We start from the raw sequence: 17,438 nt of genomic DNA, 5'->3' as shown, positions 1-17,438 counted from the left end.
CAGGCTGGCAAGAGAGCGGTGGCTATTCTTCGAATCACTTGCGAGCCAGCCGTTCTCGGTACACACGCTGCCTAATATCTTCCCTTTTTTACGATACGCATAGAATTTCAGCGGAGCACCCTGGCGTAATTTGAATGAAATGAACTCGGGGGAAGATTCGCAGTTATAACCAAATTCGTTGCAGGCGCGTTCATAATCATGAAAAGAGCATTCGCTCCACATGAAAAATTTTGGAATATTCATTTAATTTGACTTAATACAGAAGGCTCAGCTTCATTTGAGGCTTTATCAGTAATGCAGAACCGAAGCCTCTCCCTTTTTAGCTCCATTTTAAAATAAAGTTAAAAGGTAGTAAACCATTACAAATGACATGAGGATTTTGTAGATTGAAGCAAAGGAATATTTCATTCGGGCGGAATTTTTCATACGTCGACAGGAGTGCTTATTCTTGCCGATAATCAAACGCAGAATTAGACAGCGGAATGCCCCTCAGGGAGGGGCGATTTCATCTTTCAGGCAGGAATTAAGCACAACACACCGCAGGGAAGGTTCTTTCAAAGTTCGTTGTCGAAAAAACAGACCTGTATTACCAGCATGGGCAGTCATATCCTATCGCTGCATGCCAGAGATATAATCACTAGCGAAATCATCGCAGCGCTTAAATAAATGTACGATGCTCCTGCAGAATTAGCAGATGGTCATGAACCGCTTATCTTCAAGTTCAGTCATCGCCCTGACGGGCATGACTAAAAATGGAGTTTGCACAAAATTGTAAACAGGCTCTTTGCATACCCAAGGCACTGCGACCGGTTTAGGTGCATAATTCTGCACCCAAACCCTATGCACGAGCCAACAACGCCACCACTTCCTGCACATCCGCGACGTCATCCAACTCCATGCAAATCGCTTCCAGCTGTTCAACCTGCTCAACCGGCAACACGCGCCCCGCTAAGCTGCGGTATTTAGCCAGCAGCGCTTCAAGGCTCAGCGGATTCGCGGGCGCACCAGATGGCACCGGCACATGCTGCTGCCACTGCTCGCCCTGTTGGGTTTCAATCCTTACCCACGGCTCGTCGTCACGGCCCTGCTGCTCATCAATCACCAGCTCAATTCGCGCCATAAAGGCTTCAACCTGATGATGCAGGCGTTTGGCATCATCGTAACTGGACAATTCAGCGGAGCCGTACAGCGCACGCGCCGCCAGTGCATACGGCAGGCTCATCTGTGCACTCGCCAGGCTCTGCAGCTCACGTCCGCCGCACATCTCCAGCAGGAACGGATTCAGCCCTACCACGATACGTTCAATCTGCTCGACACGCACCGGGTGTTCTTTCAGCAGTAACCCCAGTGCATCAATCGCCGAATGCGTCCCGCGACAAGCGGCATACGGCTTGATCGAGCAGCGCGCCAGCTTCCACACCACGCCAAGGTCGGCGGTTAACGCAGCGGGTTGCTGTGTTTCAGATGCCAGGGTTTGCAGGAATCCGCCCCACTTCGCTTCAAATACCGCCGAGGGTCCATTGATACCGCGCTGCGCCAACAAGGCCGCCTGCACGCCACCTTCAGCTGCACGTGCGGCATGCAGCTTTTTGGTGTGCGAGCCGTCGTGAATAAAGCCCCACAGCCCACCGCTAAAGCTGGCGGCAATGCCCATGGCCGACGCGCACTGAGCGCGATCCAGTTGCAGCAGTGAACACACCGCGGCTGCCGCGCCAAACACGCCACAGCTGGCGGTGGAGTGCCAGCCTGCACCGTTGTGGGCAGAGTAGCCGCCGCAGGCTTCCAGCACCCGGCGTCCGACGTCATAACCGATCACCATCGCCACCAGCAGCGCCTGGCCGTCAACCGGCTGCGTCGCCAGCGGCAGTGCCGCCAGAATAGCGGGAATCACCACCGCGCCAGAGTGATCGCAGCCGCCGGTATCATCCAGCTCATACATATGCGCAGCCACGCCGTTGAGCCATGCCGCCTGGCGTGGACTCACCTGCTTTGCACTTCCCCACACTTGTGCCTGCTGATGCCCACCTTCTGCGAGCGCCAATGCCAGACATTCGCGCCAGATTGGGCTGTCGCTGCCCGCCAGTGACGCCCCGAGTGTATCCAGCAGATGGCGCTTCGCCTGCTCCATCAACGGTTCAGGCAGCTGTTCAAAACGGGTGTCAGCGATAAATGCCGCCAGTTGTTCAAGCGTCGAGGCCATGCGCACCTCCCGTGATGCGGGTAAACACTTCTGCCGGATGGGAAAAATCATTGTCCGGCTGCGTTTGCCAATGCGCCGCCACCTGCTCAGCCGTAGCAATCCACACGTTGTGCTGTTGCAGCGTGTCGATCAGTTCACGCAGCAAGCCAATACGCCCGGCGGTGCCGATGATTTCCGGATGCAGGCGCAGCAGATAACACAGCCCAAAGCGGTGGAAACCCTGGAAGTCTTGCGTCATGTTCGCCAGCGTTTCGGCATAAGGCGCAATCCGCGACTGTCCCGGCGGGATAGCCGGACTCAGGTTAAAAGCAAAATAGGGTTCGTCTTCCAAGGTGTAGTGCATCGGCAGTTCCACCAGCCGTGTGCCGGGATGGAAGTACGGCAGATCGTCGCCGCGCCAGCTGGATGACCAGCGAATACCCTGCTCCACCAGCGCGTCTGCCAGCCCCGGTTTCCACTGGCCTGCGGGGGTGCGGAAACCCTGAATCGGTTTGCCGGTAAACTGTGCCAGCTGGTCGCAGCCGCGCGTCACGCTGGCGATCTGCTGCTCCAGCGACAACGCCGAGAAGTCTTCATGGCGCTCGCCGCTACAGGCAATTTCATGCCCATCGGCCACGATGCGTTTAATCAGTTCCGGCTGCTCTGTCGCCACAATTGCCGGTAAGCACCAACTGGCTTGCAGCTGTTTTTCTGCCAGTAACGCCAGCAAGCGATCTACGCCGCGCAGGGTGCCATAACGCCATACCGACAGGGTTTTATCGCGTCCGGCGACGGCAGGTGCCTGGGTCAAAATACCGTGGATATCATTGAAATCGATAGTCAAAACGGCGGCGGACTGAAAGCCCAGCGGCCAGCGGGAAGATTCAGTCATGCTGTTGCTCCTGCAGATACCACTGCGCCACCGCATCACAGCGCGCAAACCACACATCGTCACGCGCCGTCATATGTTCAAACAACTGCTCCAGCAGCAGGATACGTCCCGGCTGGCCGGAAATTTTCGGGTGGAACAGCGTGGTCAGGCACAAGCCTTCATCCATTGCGCCGTCGAATTCGCGCTGCCAGTTATCACGTGTATGCGCATAGCTGGCAATACGATCGCCGCCTTTCGGGAAGTCAGGCTGGCGCGTATAGGCCAGCGAGGCGTAATCATCCATCTCCCACTTACCGGGAATCTCGACCAGCGGCGTGTGACCCGCCACCGGGATGCTGTAAGGACGATCGTCGCCGCGCATGCTGCTGGAATAAATCACCCCAGCATCACGCAGAATTTGTGGCGTTTCGGCATGCCAGTCACCTGACGGCGTGCGGAAACCGCAGGCGGTGATGCCCAAATGCTGTTTAAAGATTTCAGCGGATTTCGCCATCACGGCACGCTGTTCATCCGGCGAAATCGCCCAGAAAGATTCGTGACGATAGCCGTGATAGGCCACTTCGTGGCCTTGTTCGATAATCGCCTGACACTGCTGCGGCCACTGCTCCACGACCCACGCTGGTACAAAAAACGTGGCGGGAATCTGGAAAGCGCGCAGCAGGTCGAGCAATCGCCCGAGCGCACGGTACGGCCCATACGCACCAAAGGTGAAATATTCTGGCGTTGACCACAGGCTGCCATTCAACATGGCATCGCCGGTGGGACCATCAAGGTCAAACGCCAGCGCCATACAGCCGCGTTTCCCCTGCGGCCAGCGCACTGCGCCCGGTTGTTGCATCGCTACGCTCCTTTAGCCCTGGTTAACGGTCGCCTGAGTTACGCCATTGTCAGCCAGACCCCATTTCGCGAGGATCTTCTGGTAGCTGCCATCGGCAATCATCGCGTCAATCGCTGCCTGAATAGCTGTGGTCAATTCGCCTGCATCTTTACCAATCGCCATGCCGGTGTACTGGAAGGAGAAGGCTTTATCGAGCGGCTTATACTTTCCTTTCTCAAGATCCATGATGTACGGCAGCGTTTCACTCCCCTGCACTACACCATCCAGACGGTTCTGGCGCAGCTGGGTACGCGCATCCGCCGTCCCTTCAGCGCCAACGACGATGATGGCTGGCTTACCGGCGGCTTCGCAGTGCGCTTTAGACCAGTTGGCAATCTCTACCGGGAAAGTAGTACGACGGCTGGTGCCAACCTTCTTACCACACAGATCCATGGCGCTGTTGATGTCGCTGCGAGCGGCCTGGGTGTAGAACTGCGGACCGGTTTTGAAGTAGTCGATAAAGTTCACCACCTTCTGGCGCTCTTTGGTGTCGGTCATACCGGACATCACTAAATCGACACGCTTGGTCACCACCGCGTTCACCATCTGCTCAAAGGCGATCTCCTGCCAGTTGATCTTCACACCCAGCTTCTCACCGATCGCCTGACCGAGGTCGTAATCCACGCCGGTGAGTTGGTTGGTGGCCGGATCTTTAAAATCCATTGGCGGATAGTTCGGCATGATCGCCACGGTCAGGCCTTTCTCTTTGATGGCGGCTGGCACGGCGATATCCGCCCAGGCAGAAGATTGCAGTAACAGCGCGGCACTGATGGCCCTCAATAACAGTTTTTTCATGTTTTTCACCCCGGTCACGTTAAAGAAGAATCGCGTTAATAAAGTTTTTCATCCGTGGGTTTTGCGGGTTCAGCAGAATGTCTTCTGGTGCGCCCTGCTCGATAATGCGTCCCTCGTCCATAAACACCACCTGATTGGCCACTTCACGGGCAAAGCCCATCTCGTGAGTGACCACCAGCATGGTGGTGCCCTCTTTTGCTAACTGGCGCATAACGGCCAGCACTTCGCCAACCATCTCCGGATCCAGCGCCGAAGTGGGTTCGTCAAACAGCATCAGTTTCGGTTTCATCGCCAGCGCACGGGCAATCGCCACACGCTGCTGCTGCCCGCCAGACAGTGACTGCGGATAGTCGTGCGCTTTGTGCGCCAGACCGACGCGATCCAGCAGCGCCATCGCCTCTTCACTGGCTTCGCGTTTTGGACGCAGCAGGACGCGGCACGGCCCTTCGATAATGTTCTCCAGCGCGGTTTTGTGCGGGAACAAGTTAAAGCGCTGGAACACCATGCCAGTTTGCAGACGCTGGCGAGCAATCTGCTTATCGCTCAGCGCATGCAGTTTGTTGCCCGCAATGCGATAGCCCGCTAATTCGTTGTCGACCCAAATGCCACCCTGATCGACCTTCTCCAGCTGGTTGATGCAGCGCAGGAAGGTACTTTTACCGGAGCCGGATGGCCCGAGAATGCACATCACCTCGCCGTAATTCACTTCGAGGCTGACATCCTTCAGCGCATGGAACTGGTCGAAATATTTGTTCACCTTGACGGCGCGCACGATGTTTCTCATCTCTCTCTCCCAATTACTGACGCTGGCGGTGGCCGCGTGAGAAGAAGCGCTCAAGGCGACTCTGACCAAACGACAGCACGGTGACGATGATCAGGTACCAGATGCCCGCCACGAACAGCAGTTCCATCACGCGCGCATTGGCGAAGTAGATGGTTTGCGTGTTGTAGAGCAGTTCGGAGTACTGAATCATGCTGGCCAGACTGGTGGTTTTGATCATGCTGATGAATTCGTTACCCACCGGCGGCAAAATCACCCGCATCGCCTGCGGCAAAATGATGCGCTGCAGCGCTTGCAGACGCGGCATGCCAATCGCCTTCGCCGCTTCGTACTGTCCGGTATCCACGGACAACAACCCGGCGCGCACCACTTCGGAGGTATAAGCCCCCTGGTTGATGCTCAGACCCAGCAGTGCCGCGAGGAACGGCGTCATGATGGTGACGGTTTGCACGCTGAACACGCCGGGAATACTGATGGTGGGAAACACCAGCGCGAGGTTAAACCACAGCAGCAGTTGCAAAATCAGCGGCGTACCACGGAAGATCCAGGCGTAACCCACGGCGATGTAGTGCAACACCGGATTGGGCGACATATACATAATCGCGGTGATCACGCCGAACAGGATGCCGAGTCCCATTGCCAGCACCGACATAATCAGCGTGTTCACCACGCCGTTGAGGATCGCCTGAGCAGTAAAGAACTGGCCGACAAACGACCATTCAATGTTGCCGTGGGCGAAGGCGTTGACCAGCAATGCCATCAGCACCAGGATCACCGCTGAAGCCGTGATGCGGCCGTAATAGCGGCGTGGCACCACCTGATAGCGATCCAGATCGTAATGCATCTGCTCGCGGCTGTTTTTCAGGCTGGGTTCAACCGGGGTGGATTGGGACATAGACGTCTCCTCAGGCGCGCGGGCCAGCGTAATCTTCAGTCCAGCGCTGCTGGTCCTGCATCAGGATTTGCAAACGCGCGAGCTGTTCGCGCACGCGTGCCGGTGCAGTGCCGCCATAGCCACTACGTGCCGCCAGTGCCGCTTCCAGCGTCAGGGCACTGCGCACTTCTGGCGTTAAGCGTGCATCGACAGCTTGCAACTGCGCATCGCTCAGGTCCGATAGGCCGCACTCTTCGCGTTCACACAGTTGCACCAGCTGACCGGTGATTTCATGGGCTTCACGGAACGGCACGCCGCGCATCGCCAGCCAGTCGGCCACTTCGGTGGCCAGAGTGAAACCGTCCGGTGCCTGTTCGCGCATGACGTCGGTGTTGAATTTCAGCGTCGACATCATGCCAGCCATCGCAGGCAGCACCAGCAGCAGGGTATCCACGGCATCAATCACGTTGCGTTTGTCATCGCTCAGGTCGCGGTTGTAGGAGAGCGGCATGGCTTTCATGGTGGTGAGCAGTGCCATCAGGTTGCCGACCAGACGACCAGAACGACCACGTGTCAGTTCGGCAATGTCCGGGTTTTTCTTCTGCGGCATGATTGAGCTGCCGGTGGCATAGCTGTCATGCAGCTCTACCCAACGGAACTGGCGCGAAGCCCACATGCACACCTCTTCGCACAGGCGCGACAGGTTGATACCGATCATGCTGGTGACGAACAGGAATTCAGCGGCGTAATCGCGGCTGGCCACCGCATCAATCGAGTTTTCGCAGGGTGCGAGGTAAGCCAGGTCTTCAGCGGCTTTTTCCGGCTGGCGTGCAATCGCCGATCCGGCCATCGCTGCGGCACCGAGTGGGCAGCGCGCGCTGCGGCGATCCCAGTCCTGCATCCGCTCAATGTCGCGGGCAAAAGATTGCGCATGAGCCAGCAGTTGATGACCGAACACAATCGGCTGTGCTTGCTGTAAATGAGTAAAGCCTGGCGCCACGCTTTCGGTGTGCTGTGCGGCTTGCTCGACCAGAGATTGCTGCAGAGCCAGTAAAGCACTGACTACTTTGCGGCCGTTGTCACGCAAGTAGAGGCGCAAATCGTTGACGGTCTGATCGTTACGCGAACGGCCGGCGCGCAGTTTGCCGCCCAATGGTCCTAAGCGCTCGGTCAGTGCGCGTTCAATGAAAGTGTGCACATCTTCGTCAGCCGCAATCGGATGCAGATTACCCGCACGATAATCGGCATCCAGCGCATCAATCGCCGCCAGCATGGTATGGAGTTCTTCGCTGCTCAGCAGATCGCCGCGAGCCAGCTCACGGGCATGGGCCCGGCATCCCGCTAAATCGTAAGGTGCCAGGGCAAAGTAATAATCCGGGCTGCGCGACAGCGCGGTTAAACTGGCCGCCGGTGCCGCTTTAAAACGCGCGCCCCATAACAGTTCGGCATTATCAGACATGCTATTTCCCCTTACAGATACTCGTCAGCGATATGGAAAAGATATGAATAAACCAGCAGTGATAATAAAAAATTATTTCACACTCACACTGGTAAATACGTCATATTTCAGGTTCACTGTACTTTCACCGCAATTATTCCGGAGTTGAATAGCAAAGATGGAAAGTAAAGTTTCCCTGTCTGGAAACAATGCAAATAATCGCGGCGATAATGCGGTTCTGGCACTGAGTAATATCGACTTAAAATTGCTTCGCGTATTTAAATGCGTGGTGGAAGCCGGAGGATTAACCGCTGCCAGCAACGAACTGAATATTGGTTTAGCCGCCATCAGTAAGCAGGTTTCCGATCTGGAGATTCGTCTCGGCATGACGTTATGCAGCCGTGGGCGCGAAGGCTTTGAACTGACGCAGTACGGCATTAATGTCTATCAGGCCACACTGGAGCTTTTCGTCTCCCTGAATCTGTTCCGTGAACGTCTGCACAACAGCCGCAATGAGTTGCTGGGTGACATCGCCATCTGTGTGGTGGACAACACCATATCTGATCCGCATTCCCCGGTCACCGCAGCGGTGCAACAGTTGCACCAGAAAGCACCAAAGGTGCAGATTCGCTTACAGACTGCGCAATTAGATGATATTGAACGCGGGATGAGTGAAGGCCGTTTTCATTGTGGCATTGCGCCGGTTTATGAAATGAAAAGTGATTTTGATTACTTCCCGCTTTATAAAGAATATTCGAAATTATATTGCTCCATGTCACATCCTTTATATTCTGGATCTTGTGATAAGAATATATCGGTGGAAATATTACGTGAGCAGAAAATCATTAATCATTTATATGTCACGCCGCGCGATGACCGCCGCCTCATTCCATTACAGGACAGCGGTGCGCAGGCGGTGCAAGTGGAATCCGTCGCCATGCTGATTTTAACCGGGCACTTTATTGGTTATTTACCCGAGCACTATGCCGCGCCCTTTATTGCACGGGGGCAGCTTTGTGAGTTAGGTGATGAATCGGTACGTCGGGAAAATCCGTTCTGCCTGATGATGAAAAAAGGCCGGAAAATTAATCCGATTATCCGGCTGTTCATGCAATCACTGGGCCTGGCCGAGGCCGAAGAGGCGCACTAAGTTGGTGCAATCACCCCACCACTTTATACATCACCGTGGTGGCATCTAACGCCCCTTCCGTCGATTCGGCGTACAACGGAATGGAACCCGCAATTTGCCAGTCCATCGATAAGTAAAGCTGCGTAGCCACATCGCCGCTGCGCGTATCCAACACCAGCAGCGTTTTGCCCTGCTCAACCGCTAATTGCTCAGCCTGCTGCATCAGACGACGCGCAATTCCCTGACGTCGGGCATGGGGATGCACCAGCAATTTACTGATCTCCGCGCGATGACGCCCATTCGGCATGGCGCTAAACCCGACCATTACCGTCGCAACAATCACACCCTGCTGCCGCGCCACCAGCAGCTGATTATCGCCGCTTGCCAGGCTGTAGATTTTATCCTGCCAGAAGCGTTCCATCGCTGCGCGATCGTCGGCATCAATAAAACCCACGCTGGCCCCGTCAGCCACGCAACCCTGCAGCACCTCGGTCAACGCGGCTAGCAGGGGCTGTGCCTGAGTGGCACTTAACTGTTCAATTTCAATCATGGTTTGCACACCACCAGAATGTAACGCGCGCCGCCTTCAGGATGCGCCTGGAATGATGATTTGCCGGTCAGATGAAAACGCAGGCAATCCCCCGCCTGCAGCGTCCAGCGCTGATCGTCCATGGTGAACGTCAGCTCGCCGGATTGCAGCCAGATATGCTGTTCCAGCCCCTGTATTGGCGGTGCGTCATAATCGATACGCGCACCGGGTTGCAACACGCTCTCAACCAGCTCGGCCTTGAAATGGCTGGCGGGCGGCGAGACACTGCGACGCAGATAACCGCTGGCATCGTCGCGCCAAACGCTCTGATCGCTCGCTTTCAGCAGCAGCGCGGCCTCCTCTTCCACTTCACTCAACAGGCGCGACATGGTCAAGCCATAGGCGACACATAGTCGGTTAAGCAAAGCGGCTGTGGGGCTGGTCTCCGCCCGTTCAATGCGCGACAATGAAGCCCGGCTGATGCCGGTAGCCATCGCCAGTTCGTCCAGTGACCAGCCACGTTGCACACGCAATTCGGCTAATCGTGCGGCCAGTCGATCTTCGGTATCCGGTACAGACATGTCCACCTCTCATATTTGGGAAATAATTCTCACATATGAAATAAAGCCTCAATTTGCTTAAAACGTCAAGTTGTACAAATATAAAAGAGTTGTACAACCCAAACGAGGCGGTTAAGGTGTTGTAATGCAGGTCAGAATTTTCGAGGACGCCATGGCCTTATACAGTATCGGCGATGTTGCCGAACGCTGTGGAATCAACCCGGTAACGCTACGCGCCTGGCAGCGCCGTTACGGTTTACTAAAACCCCAGCGTACAGAAGGCGGTCATCGCCAGTTTGATGATGAAGATGTTCAGCGCATTGAGGAGATCAAGCGCTGGATTGAAAGCGGTGTGCCTGTTGGCAAGGTGAAAGCCCTGCTGGAAGGCCAAACCGTTAATGTGCACGATGGCTGGACCGCGCTGCAGGAAGAGCTGATGAGCGTGCTGCGTCACGTTCGTCCGGCTAAATTGCGCACCAAAATTGCCACCATAGGCCGTGAACATCCGGTAGATGCGCTAATCGATCACGTGTTTGTGCCCGTGCGTCAGCGCCTGGGATTGGATCAACACACCGCCCGTACCATGTGTAGCCTGTTAGATGGCGCGCTGATTGATTACGTGGCGTTTTGTCTCGCGGGCGGCCGTAAAAAAGCCGGTAAGGATGCTTTGATGATTGGCTGGGGCGTGGAAGATCGCACCCGCCTGTGGCTTGAAGCCTGGCGCTTGTCGCAGCAAGGCTGGCGCATGGATGTCTTAGCCGAGCCGCTGGATATGCCGCGTCCTGAACTGTTCCCCGGTCAAAATCTGTTTATCTGGACCGGTAAAAAACCGACGCGTCGGCAACTGGAGCAGTTTGAACACTGGCAGGCACAAGGGTTCGCCACCCATATTCACGATCCCGTCTGACAAAAAATCGCACACACGGCCTTTGCCTTGCCGGGTGTGCGCGTTATCATGCCGCACTCCATGACTCTTCTCAGGTTTCCCTTATGAACTGGAATAAAATTCTCATTGGCTCCCTGTTTGCCGTGATGGCCATTGGTGGCATGGGTGGCATGATGTTGGTGGGCTACAGTCTTATCCTTCCCAGCCACTGAGTTGACGTTGCACGCGTTCTAACACGCGGTCGCAAATCAGTGCCAACAGGGCGACCAGCAGCGCCCCCTGAATCACATAAGCGGTGTTAAAGCCGCTCAGTCCGATAATCACCGGAGAGCCCAGGCTTTCTGCGCCCACTGTCGACGCGATGGTCGCGGTGCCGATGCTGATCATCACTGAGGTACGAACGCCTGCCATGATCACCGGTGCGGCCAACGCCAGCTCAATCTGCCACAAGCGCCGCCATGGCCCCATCCCCAGTCCCACAGCAATTTCACGATTACTGTCTGGCACGCTGTCTAAACCTGCCAGCGTACCCTGCATAATCGGCAACAGCCCGTAAAGAAACAGCGCCATGATGGCCGGTGTCGCGCCAAAGCCCATCACCGGCACGGCTATCGCCAGCACCGCTACCGGTGGAAAGGTCTGCCCCGCTGCCGCCAGCGTCTCCAGTAACGGCCTGAACGCCCGCCCGGCGCGGCGCGTCGCAAAAACACCACTGCCCACACCAAAAATAATCGCCAGTGCGCTGCCGCTGATCACCAATGACAGATGTGCAAGGGCCAGCCGCCAGAAGCTCTCTTGCTGATACAACGGACGTTCCAGCTGCGGGAACCAGTGGGCAAACAGCGGTGCACTATGTGGCAACCCCCACAGCAGCAGCAGAAACACCGCCAGCAGCCAGTACAGTGGATCGCGCCAGACACGCATCAGATCGCCTCCCGCTGGCGCAACAGATCGCTGAAGTGCAGGACACCCAGCGGCTGTTGATGCTGATCGATCACCGGCAGTTTGTCGGTGCGCCGAGCGATAAACTGTGACAGCGCCTCGCGCAGCGTCAGGTGGGCGGCTATCGGCTCACCGTCCAGCCACTCGCCGCGCCGCGCGGCGCTGCCAGCACGTCCCAATGCCAGCAGTCGCACGCCAAGCTCGCTGCGGCCAAAGAAATCGCGGGCGAAATCCGTGGCAGGCTGCGTCAGCAACTCAATCGGCTTGCCTTGCTGCACGATTTCACCGCCGTCCATCAGCACCAGTTGATCCGCCAGCGTCAGCGCTTCGTCGATGTCGTGCGTCACCAGCACCACCGTGCGTCCTGACAGCTTCTGAATACGCAGCATCTCCTGTTGCAGCGCCTGACGGTTCACCGGATCGAGTGCGCCAAAGGGCTCATCCATCAGCAACAATTCGGGATCGGCAGCCAGCGCGCGCGCCACGCCAACCCGCTGCTGTTGTCCGCCGGAAAGTTGATGGGGAAAACGCGTCGCCAGATGCGTATCCAGATTGAGCAGCGCCAGCAGCTCCTCTACGCGCTGTTGAATTTTTGCCTGCGGCCAGCCGAGCAGTGACGGTACCGTGGCAATGTTCTTTGCCACGTTCCAGTGCGGGAACAGGCCAATCGACTGGATGGCATAGCCAATACGCCGCCGCAGAGCACGAGCATCCATGCGTTCAATCGGTTCACCGGCAAAGCGGATTTCGCCGCTGTCATGCTCCACCAGCCGGTTGATCATTTTCAGCGTGGTGGATTTGCCCGAGCCGGAAGTGCCGATCAGCACGGTGAAACTGCCCTTCTCAATATGCAAGGTGAGATCGCGCACCGCTGCCTTGCCCGCAAACATTTTGCTTACCTGGTAAAACTCAATCATCAGTTCTCTCCAGCAGTGCCGACAGTAAACGCAATGCGGCATCAAACACCACCGCCAGCGCTACCACCGGAATCACGCCCAGCAACACCAAATCCAGTGCGCTGCTGAGTAATCCCTGAAAAACAATGGCGCCAAAGCCACCGGCACCAATCAGCGCCGCGACCACCGCCAGTCCAATGGTTTGCACCACCACCACACGCAAGCCCGAAAGCCACACCGGCAACGCCAGCGGGAGTTCGGCGTGCCAGAACTGTTGCAGTGCACTCATGCCCATACCGCGTGCGGTTTCGCGCACCTCCTGCGGCACCTGCTGCAACCCCGCCACCACGCTGCGCACCAGCGGCAGTAGCGCATACAGCACCAGCGCAATCAGCGCCGGAGCCAGACCAATACCGCTGATGCCCCAACTTGCCAGCACCGGGAAGTGAGCCACCAGCCCCGCCAGCGGCGCAATCAGCAAACCAAACAACGCCACAGAAGGCACGGTCTGGATCAGGTTGAGTACGCTGAAAGCGGCACTTTGCCAGCGCGATCGCCGGGCAATCACCAGGCCGAGCGGCAAACCAATGAATACCGTCGGCAACAGCGTGCCAGCCAGCAACAGCAGATGCTGGCTAAAGGCCGCATCAAACACCGCCGTGCGGTTGGCATACTCTTTCATCAGGGAGAGGTGGTCGAGGTGACCGCTGAGCAATAACAGCAGCGGAACAATCCAGATTTGCAGATTCAGCAGGATACGCCATGGCGTACTGGTTGTGAGCTGGCGGATAGCCTCAGCGGCCAGCAATAACGCCAGCGCCGCCGCACACCATAAACCACTGCCAAAGGCCGTACGTGCCAGCGGGCTACCGTCAGTGGCCAGCTGTGCCGCCGTGTGCCCGCCAATAAAGATCAGCAGCGCAAACAGAATCTCAGCGTCCAGCAATGCCATCACCAGATTGCGACGCCCTGGCTTCCACCACAACCCTTGCCATAACCAGAGTAACGGCAGCAGCAACAGCCAGGATTGCGTAACCTGCCACAGCATTAGCGGCTGGCCGGACACCAGGCGATTGGCGGCGAAACTGAGTAACGGCAAGGTAGCCAGAGCCAGCGTGATCAGCAGCGTTAACACCAGCAGCACCGGCTGCTGGCGCGGTCTTGATAACAGTAACGGCACCGCTTACAGCAACTTATTCTGCTGTAGCCACTGTTTCGCCACCTGGCTGGCATCCTGACCGTCAACCGCAATCTGCGCATTGAGCTGTTGCAGGGTTTTCTCATCCAGCTTGCTGAACACCGGCTGCAACCAGTTGCCGATCTCCGGATACTGTTTCAGCACGCTTTCCCGAATCACTGGCGCAGGGGCATAAATTGGCTGCACGCCTTTAGGGTCGGTCAGCGTTTGCAAACCGAGCGCCGCCACCGGGCCATCGGTGCCATAGGCCATGGCTGCGTTGACGCCAGAGGTTTGCTGTGCCGCCGCTTTGATGGTTACCGCCGTATCACCGCCCGCCAGCGACAGCAACTGAGACTGATCCAGCTTGAAGTTGTAGGCTTTTTCAAATGCCGGTAGCGCATCGCTGCGTTCGATAAATTCCGCCGACGCCGCCAGTTTAAAGGTGCCGCCTTTTTTCAGGTAGGCGCTGAGATCGTCGAGGGAGTTGAGACTATTTTTCTGTGCCACATCGCCGCGCACCGCGATGGTCCAGGTATTGTTGGCGGGCGCTGGCGTTAACCACACCAGATGATTTTTATCCGCATCGAGCTTTTTCACCTTCTCATAGCCCTGCTGCGCATTTTTCCAGGCAGCATCTTTCTCATCACTGAAGAAGAAGGCGCCGTTGCCGGTGTATTCCGGGTAGATATCCAGTTCACCTGCGGTGATGGCTCCGCGCACGACCTGCGTGGTGCCGAGCTGGATCTTGTTAACGGTTTTCACCCCATGTTTATCCAGCACCTGGAGAATAATGTTGCCTAACAGCGAACCTTCGGTATCAATCTTTGAACCGACCTTAACCGGATCGGCCGCATTCGCAGCGCCCACACTCATCGCTAATGCGATCATCCCCCATAAACCCTGCTTAATCATGCCGCTGTCCTCTGCTTATATTTCAGTCTGTGACTATCAAGCGTAGCCTGGCGAAACAGGATGGGGGCGGTCAAGCGCCTCAGTTCGAGCTTTTTCTGCTATTTAACGCACATTGCTTATAACCCATTCGCAGGACATATAACCAAATGGAATTTTTATTGGATATTAGTAGGCTTATTCTCATAGGCCCACTCTTTACAATAAAATACATAACATCATGTCCGATTTAGCTTCTCCGGCGCACGTCGCGCTGGCAGGGAATACGCCGACTGGCGAAACCAAATGGATTCGCAGCGCGGCTGACGTATCGAATCTCGTGAACAACAGCAACGAGTCTCGCAGCAATGCGCGCATCGTGGTGGCCATCGCCCTCGGCGGTGTGTTCCTCGATGCCTACGACCTCGGCGCACTGGCCTTTGGTATCAAAGATGTCACGCGCGAATTTAACCTGACGCCGACCGGCACCGGGATGGTGGCCTCCGCGATTACCTTCGGCGCGATTGTGGGTGCGCTGATTGGCGGTTATCTCACCGATAAAATTGGCCGCTACCGCGTGTTTATGGCGGATATGTTCTTTTTTGTGATTGCCGCCCTCGCCTGCGCCTTTGCCCCTAACGAATATGTGTTAGGCGGTGCGCGCTTTGTGATGGGGCTCGGTGTTGGCATCGATTTGCCGGTTGCCATGGCGTTTCTTGCCGAGTTTTCTAAACTGCGCGGGCAAGGGAATAAAGCGGCCAGCGTGGCGATGTGGTGTCCCACCTGGTATGCAGCAATCAGTATTTCCTACCTGCTGGTGTTGCTGCTGTATGCGGTATTGCCGGAAAGTCACACCGACTGGTTATGGCGGCTGATTCTTGGTTTCGGCGCGGTACCTGCGCTGCTGATTATTGCCATTCGCAGCCGTTATATGAGTGAGTCTCCAGTGTGGGCGGCCAATCAGGGCAACCTGCACGGCGCCGCGCAGATCCTGCAGCGCTCCTACAACATCAATGCCCATGTGGCGGAAGATGCCGAACTGACGCAGGCCAAGCCGGTGCGCAAAGCCAGCTGGCGTAACTATGGCGCGCTGCTGCAGGGGGTTTATCGTCGTCGTACTATTCTGGCGACCGTCACCTCCATCGCCTCTTCGTTCGCCTACAACGCGGTGGCCTTTGGCCTGCCGGTGATCATCTCCAGCTTCTTTGCGCAATCGATGCTGACCACTATTTTGGTGTCGCTGGCGTTGAATCTGCTGTTCGCTTTCGTGGGTGGCTTGCTGGCCGTGCGTCTGGTGCCGCGTCTCGGCGCGTGGAAAATGTCGGTGGCGGGTTACAGCTGTCAGTGCATTGCCCTTCTGGGGTTAGCGCTGATTGGTCGCCCGGAAGGCGGTGAACAAGCGGCACTGGCGATTGCGATGCTGGCGCTGTTCCTGTTTGGTCAGGGGTTTGGCCCGGGCTCACACACCATGACCTTTGCCTCGCTGAGCTACCCTGCTTCACTGCGCGGCGTGGGGGTTGGTTTTAACCAGACGCTGATGCGCGGCAGTTCAACCGTGTCTCTGTTCCTGTTCCCACTACTGGTGGCGGCATTCGGCACCGGCGTATTCTGGGTGATTTTCCTCGCCCCGCTGATTGGCTTGCTGGCGCTGCTGGCGATCCGCTGGGAGCCCTCAGGCTACGATGTGGATGCGGAAGACTTCACTTAAGACAACAACGCCCCGTTAAGGGGCGTTTTTTATGCGGTCAGGCGGAAATCGCCGAACGTATGGGGAATGCGCGGGAAGGTGTGCAGGAACCAGGGCGTAAATTGTTCGGGCTGATCCTGCATCTCCTGCTGAATCTGCTCAATCGAGCGATAACACCAGGCATCCGCTTCTTCCGGATTCAGGTCGGGTTCAATATCACTGGTGGCAAAGAATACATGGCCATACTCGTGCTCGGTCAGACCGTTGCTTAATGGCAGGTTGTAGCTCAGTTCGAACACTGGCGTCAGCGCCACTTGCATCCCCATCTCTTCACGCAAGCGACGTTCAGCGGCATCCCGGGTCGATTCCTGCGGATAAGGGTGGCCGCAGCAGGTGTTGCTCCACAAGCCGCCACAGTGATATTTACCGTTAGCACGACGTTGCAGCAGCAGTTCATGGCGCGAATTGAACACGTAGACCGTCACCGCACGATGCAGCAATCCTTTCTCATGTACTTCCAGCTTTTCCATCTTGCCGGTGGGACGATCGAGGTGGTCGACGAGAATAACTTCAATTGCGGGCATGACAACTCCTTCAGATAATTCTCAGCTATTGTACACAACCTCAAAGACTGAAACTGAGGAAATCGCGCACATTCCGTGCGCTTAAGTAGAGAAATTTAAGCTTAGCAGTCATCAGACAAAGCGGTAACGACTCAGGATGTAGAATTCAAATCGGCCAACCATGGGCGCTATAAAGTCGTCATCGTTATCAGCCAGGATAAGGAGGCGTGCACAGTCCCGGGCCGCCTTGAGTCTGACGTCGCCACGCTCTGAAACGCTCAATTCCGCCTATGCGCACAGATAAGGCGGCCCTCTCTTAAAGGGCAGCCTGATTTGACTGAG

General features: G+C 56.5%; 17 protein-coding genes and 1 pseudogene. 3 read left to right on the top strand and 15 right to left on the bottom strand.

Annotation, left to right across the window (positions count from 1 at the left end; translation table 11 throughout):
- The 8 genes and pseudogenes from H7A81_RS27545 to argH all read right to left on the bottom strand — a co-directional run.
- A pseudogene (locus tag H7A81_RS27545) lies at positions 1-243 on the bottom strand (transcriptional regulator); the annotation flags it as partial.
- Positions 244-838: 595 nt separating this feature from the next.
- A complete protein-coding gene (locus H7A81_RS17775) occupies positions 839-2,200 on the bottom strand; it encodes an MmgE/PrpD family protein (protein WP_182058262.1) in 1,362 nt (453 codons plus the stop codon).
- Positions 2,184-3,071, bottom strand: a complete 888-nt coding sequence (locus H7A81_RS17770; RefSeq protein WP_182058261.1) for a polysaccharide deacetylase — start codon at positions 3,069-3,071, stop codon at positions 2,184-2,186. The genes H7A81_RS17775 and H7A81_RS17770 overlap by 17 nt, the downstream gene beginning before the upstream one ends.
- The gene (locus H7A81_RS17765; protein WP_034820981.1) at positions 3,064-3,909 is read right to left on the bottom strand and encodes a polysaccharide deacetylase; all 846 of its coding nucleotides are present in this window, start codon (positions 3,907-3,909) and stop codon (positions 3,064-3,066) included. Before H7A81_RS17765 ends, H7A81_RS17770 begins: the two co-directional genes overlap by 8 nt.
- 12 nt (positions 3,910-3,921) lie before the next feature.
- Entirely contained in the window at positions 3,922-4,743 is an 822-nt protein-coding gene (locus H7A81_RS17760) for an ABC transporter substrate-binding protein (RefSeq protein ID WP_182058260.1), read from the bottom strand.
- Positions 4,744-4,762: 19 nt separating this feature from the next.
- Positions 4,763-5,527 (bottom strand): amino acid ABC transporter ATP-binding protein, encoded by a 765-nt coding sequence (locus tag H7A81_RS17755; protein WP_034820986.1) that lies wholly within the window; start codon positions 5,525-5,527, stop codon positions 4,763-4,765.
- 13 nt (positions 5,528-5,540) lie between these two features.
- Positions 5,541-6,419, bottom strand: a complete 879-nt coding sequence (locus H7A81_RS17750) for an amino acid ABC transporter permease (RefSeq protein ID WP_058962196.1) — start codon at positions 6,417-6,419, stop codon at positions 5,541-5,543.
- Between the two features lie 10 nt (positions 6,420-6,429).
- Positions 6,430-7,857, bottom strand: coding sequence for an argininosuccinate lyase (gene argH / locus H7A81_RS17745; protein ID WP_166933129.1), 1,428 nt, complete (start codon positions 7,855-7,857; stop codon positions 6,430-6,432).
- Positions 7,858-8,014: 157 nt separating this feature from the next.
- On the opposite strand from argH, the gene H7A81_RS17740 reads away from it, so the two are divergent.
- Positions 8,015-8,986: a LysR family transcriptional regulator gene (locus tag H7A81_RS17740; RefSeq protein ID WP_182058259.1), complete on the top strand. Its 972-nt coding sequence runs from the start codon at positions 8,015-8,017 to the stop codon at positions 8,984-8,986.
- A gap of 10 nt (positions 8,987-8,996) precedes the next feature.
- On the opposite strand, the gene H7A81_RS17735 is transcribed toward H7A81_RS17740, so the two are convergent.
- Both H7A81_RS17735 and H7A81_RS17730 read right to left on the bottom strand, forming a co-directional pair.
- A complete protein-coding gene (locus H7A81_RS17735; RefSeq protein WP_166933125.1) occupies positions 8,997-9,515 on the bottom strand; it encodes a GNAT family N-acetyltransferase in 519 nt (172 codons plus the stop codon).
- Positions 9,512-10,075 (bottom strand): helix-turn-helix domain-containing protein, encoded by a 564-nt coding sequence (locus tag H7A81_RS17730; RefSeq protein WP_166933123.1) that lies wholly within the window; start codon positions 10,073-10,075, stop codon positions 9,512-9,514. The genes H7A81_RS17735 and H7A81_RS17730 overlap by 4 nt, the downstream gene beginning before the upstream one ends.
- Before the next feature lie 151 nt (positions 10,076-10,226).
- On the opposite strand from H7A81_RS17730, the gene H7A81_RS17725 reads away from it, so the two are divergent.
- Positions 10,227-10,961, top strand: coding sequence for a MerR family transcriptional regulator (locus H7A81_RS17725; RefSeq protein WP_182058263.1), 735 nt, complete (start codon positions 10,227-10,229; stop codon positions 10,959-10,961).
- A 171-nt stretch (positions 10,962-11,132) separates the two neighbouring features.
- Here the strand turns inward: H7A81_RS17725 and H7A81_RS17720 are convergent, their stop codons facing one another.
- Genes H7A81_RS17720 through H7A81_RS17705 form a run of 4 tightly spaced genes read right to left on the bottom strand, consistent with a single transcriptional unit; the run spans position 11,133 to position 14,870 of the window.
- A complete protein-coding gene (locus H7A81_RS17720; RefSeq protein WP_182058258.1) occupies positions 11,133-11,864 on the bottom strand; it encodes an ABC transporter permease in 732 nt (243 codons plus the stop codon).
- Positions 11,864-12,799 carry an ABC transporter ATP-binding protein gene (locus H7A81_RS17715; RefSeq protein WP_182058257.1) on the bottom strand — a complete coding sequence of 312 codons (936 nt, stop codon included), beginning with the start codon at positions 12,797-12,799 and terminating at the stop codon, positions 11,864-11,866. The genes H7A81_RS17720 and H7A81_RS17715 overlap by 1 nt, the downstream gene beginning before the upstream one ends.
- Entirely contained in the window at positions 12,792-13,958 is a 1,167-nt protein-coding gene (locus tag H7A81_RS17710; RefSeq protein ID WP_182058256.1) for an ABC transporter permease, read from the bottom strand. Before H7A81_RS17710 ends, H7A81_RS17715 begins: the two co-directional genes overlap by 8 nt.
- Positions 13,959-13,961: 3 nt before the next feature.
- Positions 13,962-14,870 carry an ABC transporter substrate-binding protein gene (locus H7A81_RS17705; protein WP_166933119.1) on the bottom strand — a complete coding sequence of 303 codons (909 nt, stop codon included), beginning with the start codon at positions 14,868-14,870 and terminating at the stop codon, positions 13,962-13,964.
- A 217-nt stretch (positions 14,871-15,087) separates the two neighbouring features.
- Here H7A81_RS17705 and H7A81_RS17700 point away from each other — a divergent pair, with 217 nt between their 5' ends.
- Positions 15,088-16,554, top strand: a complete 1,467-nt coding sequence (locus H7A81_RS17700; protein ID WP_160869882.1) for an MFS transporter — start codon at positions 15,088-15,090, stop codon at positions 16,552-16,554.
- A gap of 29 nt (positions 16,555-16,583) precedes the next feature.
- Here H7A81_RS17700 and idi read toward each other — a convergent pair whose 3' ends face one another.
- Positions 16,584-17,117 (bottom strand): isopentenyl-diphosphate Delta-isomerase, encoded by a 534-nt coding sequence (idi, locus tag H7A81_RS17695; protein WP_182058255.1) that lies wholly within the window; start codon positions 17,115-17,117, stop codon positions 16,584-16,586.
- Positions 17,118-17,438: the final 321 nt, after the last annotated feature.

Origin of the sequence: Pantoea sp. ME81, from assembly GCF_903970985.1 — a bacterium.
In the GTDB taxonomy this organism is placed as follows: domain Bacteria; phylum Pseudomonadota; class Gammaproteobacteria; order Enterobacterales; family Enterobacteriaceae; genus Pantoea; species Pantoea communis.
The sequence above is the reverse complement of the archived record's forward strand: the minus strand, read 5'-3'. Positions and strand labels throughout refer to the sequence as shown.